Below are 11859 nucleotides of genomic sequence, written 5' to 3' on the forward strand. Positions count from 1 at the left end.
CAAAAGTCATGGCTATTTTACATAATAATAACCATTATCATCTAATTATTTTTTAAACTACGTGTTGAAGATTGTTACCCGCCTAGACATAAGTGCCTATTAATTAATCAGGTTGCATGATTAAATCCGGATTTACTTTATAAACTAGACAAATGGATACTGCTCGATGAAGGAATTAACTCGAACTGCGCTGTACTGCGCCATGTTTATTGCCGTTGGTGCGGTTGCAGGTATATTGGGTCCCAGTCTAATTTATTTAGCGGATCTCATTGATGCCTCCGTGGCGGAAATCTCCATCGTGTTTAGCGCCCGAGCAATCGGCAACATTTTTGGTGCTCTATTGGCGGGTAGAATGTTCGACCGTTGGCAAGGTCATCATTACCTGATTGTGATGTTGCTGTGTATGGTTGCTGGATTGGTGATGGTGCCCTTCTCGACCAGCTTATCGATGCTGGTGGTGTTATTCTTTTTGCTTGGGGCTACGGAAGTGTCGGCTAACGCAGGCGGCAACATGATGATGTTGTGGCTGCATAAAGAGAAAGTTGGCTCTTACGTTACGATTTTGCATTTATGTCACAGTGCTGGTTGCATGCTGGCGCCTCTGATTCTTGTCTTCGCGCAATGGACTGGTCATGGCTACGGTGCCGGCTATTGGCTGGTGGCCTTGTATGCGGTTCTGTTGCCTATTTTCCTGTGGCGACAACCTAGCCCGACTTTTGAAGTAAAGGCCAGTGAGACGGTTCCAGCGACAAAGCAAAAAGCCAGTTTTTTAGCGTTTTTGGTGGTTATTTTTTTGTATGTCGGATTTGAAATTAGCATTGCGGGTTGGATCAGTACTTATGCGGTTTTGTCAGGAGAAGATCAAAACACCGCCGCGATTCTCGTGACTTGGTTCTTTGTGAGTTTATCCCTTGGTCGTTTGATCTCTGTGTTTTTGTTGCGCTGGATTGCCCCAAGACAGGGCATTTATGGTTTGCTGACGCTGAGCTGTACGGGGTGTCTGGCGATGGTAGTATCCGATGCGCCGCTGGTGCTGATTGCCTTGTGGTTGGGCTTGGGTTGCTCAGCCTTTTTCCCTATGTTGTTTTCGTATGCGAATAACATCATGGCACTTAACGGTAAACGCACAGGTTATGTCTTTGTGTGTTGTGGTTTTGGTGCCTTGTTTGCTCCCTCTTTGGCTGGGGTCATTATTGATGCTTTTAGCGCCAAAGCCTTTCCATATCTGCTATTGATTTTGGCCTTGTTAATATCGTTGAGCTGGCACAGATTAGCAGGCATGACACGAGACACCTAGTTTTTATCTGAAGCAACTTGGTAGTAACCACTCACTAACAAGTTGCTTCAGCTAGACTATGGTCGCTTGATTCAATTAGCTGTATTTGTGTAGCGTCGCGATGGTGAAGGCCGCAAGGTCTGTATAAACGCTGAAAGGGAAATCTATCGTCTTGTACTGCGTTTCACGGCCTTTTCCGGTTAAAACCAATACTGGTGAACAGCCGCGTGCATTTCCCGCCTGAAGGTCTCTGAGAGAGTCTCCGACCATAATAGCTGGGTGCTCCTCGAAGGATAAGCCTAGCTCAGCCTCAATGTTTTCAATCATGCCGCTTTTTGGCTTACGACATTGGCAGTTATCGTCTGGGCCGTGTGGACAATATTGAATGCCATCGATTTTACCGCCCTCTGCTGCCACCAATGCTGTCATCTTATTATGCATTGCTTGCAGTGTTGTTTCGTCATAGTAACCGCGCGCAATCCCTGATTGGTTGGTAACGACAAAGATTTTAAAGCCTGCTTTAGACAATGCTGATATGGATTTTATGCTGCCTGGGATGGGCTGCCATTCATCGACGGATTTTACATAAGCGTCTGAGTCTTGGTTAATGACGCCGTCTCGGTCTAATAGAATAATAGGTTTAATTTGCGCCATGGAAAGATGCTCTGTTTAGTGAGTGAAGAAGTTTGATTTGCCCATAGTATTTGGCGTTATGTATCGCTGTCTATTTGCTTTCACCAATGGCAGCGAAAGAAGCATTACGACAAGCTAAGCTTAGATCCTTGGGTGCAAGACCTATGTCTAAGCCTCGTTGTCCGCCGCTCACATAGACTTTTTCGAAGGCTTGGGCGCTTTCATCAATACAGGTGATTAGACTTTTCTTTTGCCCAATTGGGCTGATGCCGCCAACTAAATAGCCAGTAAGTCGTTCGGCATCTTTGGTGTCGGCCATGCGCAGCTTTTTTACGCCCAAGGCACTGGCTGCTCGTTTCAAATTCAATGTACCTGTTACTGGCACAATGGTGACGAAGGTGTTTTTTTCGTCGGTGACTAACAATGTTTTAAAGACGCAAGCTGGATCTAGGTTTAACTTTTGAGCGGCTTCTTCGCCAAAGTTTGAGCAACTACTGTCGTGTTCATATTCATGAATACTAAACGCAACTTTCAGCTTTTTAAGCTGGTTGATAGCGGGTGTCAAAGCTTGCCTCTCTTTCTTATGGTTTTATTTTTGCCAAAACATAGGCGTGAATAATACCAGCAAAGTAAAGACTTCTAAACGACCCAATAACATAGAAAAACACAGCATCCATTTTGCAGGATCACTGACGCTGGTAAAGCTGGATGAGACATCGCCCAACCCTGGACCTAGGTTATTCAATGTTGCTGCAACCGCAGACCAAGCCGTGACTTGATCTAATCCTGTGGCCATAAGTCCTATCATCAATACCACGTAAACCAACAAATAGGCTGAGAAGAATCCCCATACTGCAGAGACCACACGCTCATTAATTGCCTTGCCGCCAACCTTAACGGGAATAACGGCATTTGGATGGATCAAGCGTTTGATCTCTCGCATACCTTGTTTGAGGATCAGGAGTATACGAATGACCTTCATACCGCCACCAGTCGAGCTGGCACAGCCACCCACAAATGAGGTAACGATCAACAAGAAGGGTAAGAAATGCGGCCATGAAGAAAAATCTGTTGTGCCAAAACCTGAGGTGGTGGCGATGGAAACACTTTCAAACACTGCATAACGTAACGAAGAGCTCCAATCATAGGTGGATGTCATTGCCAGTACCAATGTAGACAGTACGCAGGTGCTTAGCAAAATAAACAAAAAGAATCGGGCTTCAGGATCTCTAAAATAATGCCAGACACTTTTGTGACGCCAAGCGTAGAAATGCAGTGCGAAGTTGAACGCCGATACAATCATAAAAAAGGTACAAATCATTTCGATAGCGACGCTGTTGAAGTAACCAATACTCTCATCATGGGTCGAGAAACCGCCAATCGCCACGGTGGAGAAACTGTGACAAATCGCATCGAACAAGCTCATACCTGCGATCCAATAACCTAATGCGCAGACAGTGGTTAACGTGGCGTAAATGTACCAAAGGGCCTTCGCGGTTTCGGCAATTCGAGGTGTCAGTTTGGTGTCTTTTACCGGTCCTGGTGTCTCTGCTCGATAGAGCTGCATACCACCGATACCCAACATCGGCATGATGGCAACGGCCAATACGATAATACCCATACCACCTAACCAAGTGAGAAGCTGGCGATAAAAAAGAATCGACTGAGGCAAATCATCGATGCCAGTGAGAATCGTCGCCCCTGTCGTTGTGAGACCAGAAATGGATTCAAATAGCGCATCGGTAAAAGTGAGTTCTGGGTTTTCGGCTAGAAAGAATGGCACAGAACCGAACAAGCCTAGCACTGTCCAGAACAATACAGTAACCAAGAAACCGTCACGAATTTTTAACTCGCCACGTTCTCGACGAACTGGAAACCAGAGTAAAAAACCACCGATTAAGTTGATACCTAACGCATAAAGAAACGCATTGAGCGCACCATCAGAGTAAATTAAAGAGACAATGATTGGTGGAATCAGTGACACACTGAATACCATAACCAATAATCCGATGACTCGTAAAATAACACTAAAATGCATACTTGCTTCCTAGAGCCTAACGCTCTTGTGTCGTTAGGTCTGCGTTAAATTTCTGATGAAGCCCTTATTGGGCTTCTTACTTGTCTTACCGTATTTCTTCTTAAGCAAGGTTAACAAACCCTAACGACTGGTCGTGTTAAGGCATGTAGGGAGCGGTTAGAAGAAAGTCAGTCCTACTTGGAAGAGTTGCTCCACTGCAGGAATTTGCTTTTTATTCGTCACGAAGATAATGACGTGATCTTCCGCCTGAATCACTAATTCACTGGTAGCGACAAGCATATCGTCCTCGCGAACGATGGCACCAATGGTTGCGCCTTCCGGCAAGTTCAAATTCGCTATGCTGCGGCCAACCACTTTGGAGGAGCGATAATCGCCATGCGCTACTGCCTCTAATGCTTCCGCCGCACCTTTACGCATGGAGTGTACGTTAACCACGTCACCGCGTCGGATATAACTAAGCAGCGAACTAATGGTGGTTTGTTGAGGCGAAATCGCAATGTCGATCATGCCTTCTTGAACAATGTCCACATACGCAGGGTTATTAATGATGGTCATAACCGTACGTACGCCGAGCACTTTTGCCAACATGGAAGACATAATGTTGGCTTCATCGTTGTTGGTTAAGGCGCAGAATACATCAGTGGATTCGATGTTCTCTTCCAGTAGCAATTCCTGTTTAGAAGCATCACCATTCAAAACAATGGTGTTGTCGAGGGTTTCAGACAAATAACGGCAACGCTCAGGGTCACGCTCGATAATTTTAACGCGATATTCTTTTTCTAAACTTTGCGCCAAACGTTCACCAATGTTACCGCCACCGGCAATAATGATGCGTCGATATGGAACGTCTAATGGGCGCAGTTCACTCATGACATCCAATACATCTCGCTGTGCGGTCAGGAAGAAGACTTCGTCATTGGCGTGAATGTGCGTATTGCCGTCAGGAGAAATCGACTTGCCATCTCGGTAGATTGCAGCAATACGAGTTTGAATCGATGGCATATGCTCTTTCAAAAAGCTGATTGGCTGATCGATGAGAGGGCCGCCCTTTTCTGCTTTCACCACAACCAATTGCACTTTGCCTTCGGCGAACTCCATTACCTGCAACGCGCCTGGATAACGTATTAATCGGCTAAGGTGTTTGGTGACTTCTTTTTCTGGGCTGATACGAACATCCAATGGGATGGCGGCATCAGCAAATAGCTCTGGGTATTTTGCGTAAGCGCTAGAACGAACACGACCTATCTTGGTCGGTGTTTTAAATAAAGTATGAGCGACCTGACATGCGATCATATTGGTTTCGTCTTGGTTGCTTACCGCGATCAACATATCGGCGTCGTTACAACCAGCTTGATCTAATACATCCGGGTGTGACCCGCTACCTTCTACGGTTTGAATATCGAGACGATCTTGCAGCTCTCTAAGGCGAGTGAGGTCTGTATCAATGACGGTAATATCGTTATCTTCACTTGCTAGGTTTTCTGCAAGCGTCGCGCCGACTTGGCCCGCACCTATAATGATGATTTTCATAGTTTGCCTTATTCACCTTAGAGTGAGCATTGTTTGTTGTGAGCTCGTGATTGTATGTCAGAGTGTATTTTTACTCGAATCCAGTAATGCAAGTTTACCCACATAAAGATCATTATTTAACTTGAAGTTGCTAAATAGTCGTAATTATTTTTGTTGATTCTACGGCACAGCGGTTGATCGGTTATTAAGACATGTTTTGGTAACGATCAGAGTAACGAAATGGCGAAAAGACTCTGTCAATGACAACCTGTTTTTTTCCAGAAAAAAGCCCAGTAATCTGTGTTCCATGTGAAACAAATTACTGGGCTTTCTATAAATTTTCTATTACAACAATGACCTGTCTGTGCCTACTTTGGCTTGGCTAGAGTTTGGCTAGGATTTTTTCAGCAGGCAATAATAGAAGCCATCGTGCCCTTCGATGGTCGGAAATAGCTGCCGACCATGACTCACAGGAATCCCCCACTCTAATGCGAATTCGGGAGCCAAAGTATTCATCGCAACTTCTTTTGCGTCTGTTTGGTGCTCAAGAAAGTGTTGGATCTGACGTTCATTTTCTTCAGGCATTAATGAGCAGGTTGCGTATAACAGGTAGCCGCCTGATTTTAGCGTCCCCCAAACCTTACTCAGTATTTCGCGCTGGATAAGCACCAGCTGATCAATATCTGCTGGTTTGCGATTAATTTTGATATCCGGATTTCGGCGAATAACGCCTGTGGCAGAGCAAGGTACATCTAGCAGTACTTTGTCGAATTGCTCTCCATCCCACCACGAATCCGTCGCGCCAGCATCAGCACAAATCAAGTTAGCATTAAAGCCTAGGCGTTCAATGTTGGACTCGATTTTTTCCATTCGCCAAGGTTCTAGCTCAACAGCGGTTAAGTCGATGCCATTGCCTTTTTCCAATAGGTGTCCTGTTTTTCCACCTGGAGCAGCACACGCGTCTAATATTTTTTCGCCGGGTTTCGGATTTAGAATATGCGCTGACAATTGAGCCGCTTCATCTTGCACACTGACAAAGCCTTCTTCAAAACTAGGTAACTCGCCAACGCGTACTGCATTTTTAAGGTACAGAGCCGATGTAGAGAAGTCGCCCGGATAGGATTTTATACCTAATTCGTTAAGTTGCTCTTGGTATGTTTCACGTGAAACTTGGCTTTCATTAATTCGAATACACATGGGTGGATGAGTATTGCTGGCATCAACAATGGCTTCAAATTGCTCTGGCCAATGCTTAATGTAACGCTTTAGCAGCCACTTTGGTTGGTTGTATTCAACGGATGGTGTCGATTCAAGGCTTGCAATAATATCGTCAGCTTCGCGTTGAAAGCGTCGCAGAACGGCGTTCATTAATTTGGTTGCCCAGTCTTTTTTAAGCAGTCGGCACGCTTCTACCGTTTCGTTAACGGCTGCATGATCTGGTGTGTTCATGTAGCTTAATTGGTATAAGCCTAGAAGTAAGGTTGCATATAAATCTGTGTCCTTTTCTTCAAAAGGATGAGCCAATAAGTGTAAGGCGATGCTGTTTAGTTTTGGGTACTGTCGGCAAACGCCAAAGCATAGTTCTTTTAATAAGGGGATGTGTTCACTTGCCACATCCGCTTGGTGCCGAGCAAGCTGAGTACTGAGCGAACCTTGTTGAAGCAAAATATTGGTAATGACTTCTATCGCGACTTGTCTTGCACTGTGTTGGATGGATGGCGCGCTATCTTTGTGATTCATGCTGTTTGCTCGTTAAGACCAAAACGTTGGCCAATCTCTAGGGCGGCTTTATGTTTGCCGTTAAGTGCGTCTTGAACTTTCATGCGCTTGCCACCGGCAAACTGGATTTCAGTAATGAGGATAGAACCTTGTCCTGTTGCAACAATAACGCCCTCTTTACTGACAACTAAAATATCGCCGGGTGTGGAAGCTTCGTCGCTGACGCTAGCAATGTGTGCGGCATGGATTTTCATCACGCCAGCAATGCTGTTGGTATAAGCCACAGGCCATGGCGATAGGCCACGAATTTGGCGTTCAATCAATTTCGCAGACGATGCCCAATTCACATCACCTTCTTGTTTGGTTAATTTTGCTGCGTAACAAGAAAGGCTTTCGTCTTGCGGCTCTGGCACTAACGTCCCAGCTTTCAATTTCTCTAACGCCTCAATTAAGGCGTTACCACCAAGCACTGCTAGGCGATCATGCAGTGTTGCAGACGTGTCTGTTGGCTTAATATCGCAGTGCGCTTTTAACAACATGTCACCCGTATCTAAACCCACATCCATTTGCATAATGGTGATGCCTGTTTCGCTGTCACCTGCAATCAAAGAGCGATGAATAGGTGCCGCTCCACGCCAACGAGGCAGCAAGGAAGCGTGAACATTGATGCAACCAAGTTTGGGTGTATCCAAAACAACTTTCGGAAGAATGATGCCATACGCAGCGACAATCATAATGTCCGCCTCTAAAGCCGCCAGCTGTTCTTTGTCTTCATCTAGCTTGAAGTTTAGTGGCTGATAAACAGGAATGTTGTTGGCGATAGCAAGTTGCTTAACTGGGCTCTGAACCAATTTTTGGCCTCGGCCTGCTGGGCGGTCTGGCTGAGTATAAACGCCGACGATCTCATATTGGTTTTCTGTTTTGGAGTCTAAGACTGCTTGTAAGCTAGCCGCTGCGAATTCGGGTGTGCCAGCAAAAACGATACGAAGTGGTGAGGTTGGCATAACGGTTCCTTAACAAAAAATCAGGCCAAAGCCTGATTTTATCATTCGAGTATCAATGTTCTTTGGGTCAAAAAGAGCGTTCTTCTTAACCTTGTTTCTGAGCCAGTTTGTGGGCTTTTTCTAGTTTGCTTTTGATGCGGTTGCGTTTTAATGGCGACAAGTAATCAACCATCAATTTGCCATCAAGGTGATCGACTTCATGTTGCACACAAACCGCCATTAGCTCGTCGACTTCTAAAGAGAAAGCTTTGCCATGACGATCTAATGCGTTGACGCGCACTTTAGCCGCACGATAAATGTGCTCATAAAAACCTGGCACAGACAAACAGCCTTCTTGGAACTCGTTTGGTTCTTCGTCTAATACTTCAAATTCAGGGTTGATAAAAACGATCGGCTCGTTACGTTCTTCAGAAAAATCCATCACAACAAGGCGGTAGTGATAATCCACCTGTGTTGCTGCCAAGCCCAAACCATTTTCGTCGTACATGGTGTCTAGCATGTCGTCGATTTTAGTTTGCAGCTCATCAGTAAATTCGGTAATAGGCTCCGCAACTTTGCGTAAGCGTTTGTCTGGGTATTCAAGTACAGTTAAAACAGCCATGATCTTTTCCAACGATGTGTCTTTGTTCATGAGCGGAGACACTTTCTCCTACTCTTTTCATTGACTCTATTGTAACGCAAGTCTGGCTATTGAGCAGTCTTCTCGTGGCGGTTTTTTGGTCAATATGATTGAATAGCCCCAATAGGCTGAGACTATTTATTCTCAGCTTGGTGTTTTTATTATTTGTTTGGGCAAGGAATGCTCAAAATTCATTTGTAAGGAAGCTATTAACATGTCGACTTATAACACCACAGGTTTGTCGAAAACCGATTGGTTATGCCTCAGTCTCTTATCGGGAATCGGTCCGTCTCGACTCTCTCGTCTTTATACTTACCTTAGTCAGCTTGACCACCCTGAGCCAACAGATGGCGCTGAAACCTTATCCTTGTTTGCTACCGAGACTTCAACAGCAACCATTTCTCATGATCTGTTAACCGCTTTAAAGTGGCCAGACATTACTGCACGTCAGGCCATGGAATATTTTTCCAACGGTACCCTTAGCAAGGAACAAGAAACCAAACGTGATGAATCGCTAGCATGGCTAGAAGACGCCAACCATCACTTAGTACTGCAAGAAGATGAGCACTACCCAAAAGCGTTAAAAGAAATCTCCGTGGCGCCAGCCTTCCTGTATGTGGAAGGCAACCCAGATGGGTTGGCGTTTCCGAAAATCGGCATTGTGGGTGCGCGTAAGTGTTCACGCTATGGCCGAGACGCTACCTTTCAATTCGCTGAGCAATTGTCCGCTCGTGGTATTTGCGTGGTCAGTGGCGGTGCGATGGGAATTGATACCGCCGCCCATCAAGGGGCCTTATACAGCAAAACAACGCCAACCATTGCCGTCATGGGAACAGGCTTATTTCACCGCTATCCACATCATAATCGTGAGATGTTTGAAGAGATTCTAGAACAAGATGGCGCATTAATAAGTGAATACCCACTATCAACCAGTCCTCGCCCTCACCTATTCCCACCGCGTAATCGAATCATCAGCGGTTTGAGTATGGGTGTATTGGTATCTGAGGCATCGGTAAAAAGTGGCTCTTTGATCAGTGCCAGTTATGCTATCCAACAAAACCGAGAAGTATTCGCCTTGCCTGGGCGTTTAACGGATCCCAAATCAGAAGGCTGTCATCAGCTACTGAGACAAGGTGCGACTTTAGTTCGCCATGTGGATGATATCTTCACTGAGTGTTCAGCGCTTTCCTCTGTTCCTCTGCTAAAGAGCTCGGCTAGCGCAAGCAAGGATAATACAAGATCGCAATCTACAAATAGACATCAGGCGTCGGATAGCTCCCCTATTCTAGTATCGAATCAGCTTCGTGCTTTACCGGAATCTACCTCGGAGAATGCCAAGGCGGTTATTGCTATGATGGAACAAGAAGCGCAACCAATGGATTTTGATGCCTTGATTCGGCAAAGCAAAATGGCTGCGGGGCTGATGATGCAGGTGCTAATGGAATTGGAGCTGTATGGTTGTGTGGAGAATCGAGAAGGTCTTTATTGTCGTTGTTAAGTAAACGTTGCAGACCTTCTCGCTTTCAAAGTGACACTCTTGATAGGCAGTGATTACTAGATAGACAGCGATTAAATATCGCTAAAAATATCTTTCTTTAATTGCTTAATATCACGGCGCTCTTTTTTATTCGGCTTGTGGTCGGACATAATCCGGCCGCCAAACGATTTGTTTTCTAGGGCGCGTTTTTCACGTTTTGCGATCGACTCTGGGGTTTCCTCATAAAGCAATTGTGCTTCTGGTGCGCCACGGCGTTGTTCGCTAATTGCTTTGATTTCCACGATCTTTTCGTCCCAGCCAAGACGTATACCAATTAAGGCGCCAACTTCCACATTGCGACTGGCTTTACCCTTACTTCCATTGTAAGTCACCTTGCCGCCATCGATGGCGTCTTTACAAAGTGAGCGAGTTTTAAAAAAACGTGCGGCCCATAGCCACTTATCTAAACGAACGGCTTGTGGTGCCGACTGCTTTTCTGGTTTACTCATAAAGAATGCGTTGACCCTATTCTGTTGTCATATTTGAGGCTGTTATGCAGGACGTAAATAACCACCCAATTTTCCAAGCTCTTCAAAAAATAATACACGATGCCGCCGATGTGATCATGGATATTTATCAACGTGCCGATTTGGGTATCGAGCAAAAACGGGACGACAGTCCAGTGACCGCTGCCGATCTCGCTGCACACAAAGTGATTCTAGCAGGTTTGCAATCACTTACACCTGATATTCCTGTTCTTTCAGAAGAGGGTGTGGTGACGTTTGAAGAGCGTTCTAAATGGTCAATGTTATGGATCGTTGACCCGCTCGATGGCACCAAAGAATTTATCAAGCGCAATGGTGAATTCAGTATCAACATTGCCTTGGTTGAAAATGGCGCGCCGATTCTTGGCGTGGTGTATTTACCAACCACAACGGAAGGTTATTTCGGCGTGACCAAAGCGTGGCAAGATTTGCCTGTTGGTGCGTTCAAATGGCAAGGCGACGAATACGAACGCATCAACGTTCGTGAGCCTCGCGAACCTATTATTGCCATGACCAGTCGTAGCCACGGCCCTGCTCTTCCAGCCTCGCTAAAAAACAAATTAAAGCAAAGCTACGAGCAAGTACGAGAACTGCCAAAAGGCAGCTCAATTAAAGGCTGTCGAATTGCCGAAGGGATTGCGGACTTGCATCTGCGTCGTGGCCCAACCAGTGAATGGGACACCGCCGCTCAGCAAGCCATTATCGAAGCCGCGGGCGGCATGCTCGTCACCCCGGATGGAAAGCCGTTTCGTTACAACCAAAGAGAGACCCTACTTAATGGCCACTTCTTTGTATCGGGTGCTGAACTTGCCCCGTATGTGATGAACTGGTATCTAGAAAACGAGGAAGAAGAGTAAGCGTTACTCTTCTTCTATATCCCTTCCTTTACCTTTACCTATACCTAAGCGCCTTATCTGATTGTTTCACGTGAAAAAACTCAATATATTCAATCTGTGTCTTAATATTTTCTATTAGAATTGATTCATTTTTCTGCAACCAATAAAATCTACACAATTAACATTCATAAACTGCGACAAGG

General features: G+C 45.5%; 11 protein-coding genes. 3 read left to right on the top strand and 8 right to left on the bottom strand.

From position 1 onward, the window contains the following. Window positions 1-166 precede the first annotated feature (166 nt). Complete coding sequence (locus DFP75_RS12845) at window positions 167-1297, top strand: MFS transporter (protein WP_110576294.1); 1131 nt, start codon at window positions 167-169, stop codon at window positions 1295-1297. A 75-nt stretch (window positions 1298-1372) separates the two neighbouring features. Here DFP75_RS12845 and gmhB read toward each other — a convergent pair whose 3' ends face one another. From gmhB to def, 7 genes are all read right to left on the bottom strand, one after another. Then, window positions 1373-1930 (bottom strand): D-glycero-beta-D-manno-heptose 1,7-bisphosphate 7-phosphatase, encoded by a 558-nt coding sequence (gmhB, locus tag DFP75_RS12850; RefSeq protein ID WP_110576296.1) that lies wholly within the window; start codon window positions 1928-1930, stop codon window positions 1373-1375. Window positions 1931-2000: 70 nt separating this feature from the next. Continuing rightward, window positions 2001-2474 carry a Cys-tRNA(Pro) deacylase gene (gene ybaK, locus DFP75_RS12855; protein ID WP_110576298.1) on the bottom strand — a complete coding sequence of 158 codons (474 nt, stop codon included), beginning with the start codon at window positions 2472-2474 and terminating at the stop codon, window positions 2001-2003. 24 nt (window positions 2475-2498) lie between these two features. Further along, window positions 2499-3947 carry a TrkH family potassium uptake protein gene (locus DFP75_RS12860; RefSeq protein ID WP_110576300.1) on the bottom strand — a complete coding sequence of 483 codons (1449 nt, stop codon included), beginning with the start codon at window positions 3945-3947 and terminating at the stop codon, window positions 2499-2501. Between the two features lie 156 nt (window positions 3948-4103). Next, window positions 4104-5477 (bottom strand): Trk system potassium transporter TrkA, encoded by a 1374-nt coding sequence (gene trkA / locus DFP75_RS12865; RefSeq protein ID WP_110576302.1) that lies wholly within the window; start codon window positions 5475-5477, stop codon window positions 4104-4106. 372 nt (window positions 5478-5849) lie between these two features. Beyond that, window positions 5850-7196, bottom strand: coding sequence for a 16S rRNA (cytosine(967)-C(5))-methyltransferase RsmB (gene rsmB, locus DFP75_RS12870; protein ID WP_110576304.1), 1347 nt, complete (start codon window positions 7194-7196; stop codon window positions 5850-5852). Continuing rightward, window positions 7193-8179, bottom strand: a complete 987-nt coding sequence (gene fmt / locus DFP75_RS12875; RefSeq protein WP_110576306.1) for a methionyl-tRNA formyltransferase — start codon at window positions 8177-8179, stop codon at window positions 7193-7195. Before fmt ends, rsmB begins: the two co-directional genes overlap by 4 nt. Before the next feature lie 85 nt (window positions 8180-8264). Beyond that, a complete protein-coding gene (gene def / locus DFP75_RS12880) occupies window positions 8265-8780 on the bottom strand; it encodes a peptide deformylase (RefSeq protein ID WP_110576562.1) in 516 nt (171 codons plus the stop codon). 232 nt (window positions 8781-9012) lie between these two features. On the opposite strand from def, the gene dprA reads away from it, so the two are divergent. After that, window positions 9013-10296 (top strand): DNA-processing protein DprA, encoded by a 1284-nt coding sequence (gene dprA / locus DFP75_RS12885; protein ID WP_110576308.1) that lies wholly within the window; start codon window positions 9013-9015, stop codon window positions 10294-10296. A gap of 71 nt (window positions 10297-10367) precedes the next feature. On the opposite strand, the gene DFP75_RS12890 is transcribed toward dprA, so the two are convergent. Next, window positions 10368-10784 carry an RNA-binding S4 domain-containing protein gene (locus tag DFP75_RS12890; protein ID WP_110576310.1) on the bottom strand — a complete coding sequence of 139 codons (417 nt, stop codon included), beginning with the start codon at window positions 10782-10784 and terminating at the stop codon, window positions 10368-10370. Between the two features lie 44 nt (window positions 10785-10828). Between DFP75_RS12890 and cysQ the strand changes: the two genes are divergently transcribed. After that, a complete protein-coding gene (cysQ, locus tag DFP75_RS12895) occupies window positions 10829-11677 on the top strand; it encodes a 3'(2'),5'-bisphosphate nucleotidase CysQ (RefSeq protein WP_110576312.1) in 849 nt (282 codons plus the stop codon). Window positions 11678-11859: the final 182 nt, after the last annotated feature.

Source organism: Marinomonas alcarazii (genome assembly GCF_003208215.1).
In the GTDB taxonomy this organism is placed as follows: Bacteria; Pseudomonadota; Gammaproteobacteria; order Pseudomonadales; family Marinomonadaceae; genus Marinomonas; species Marinomonas alcarazii.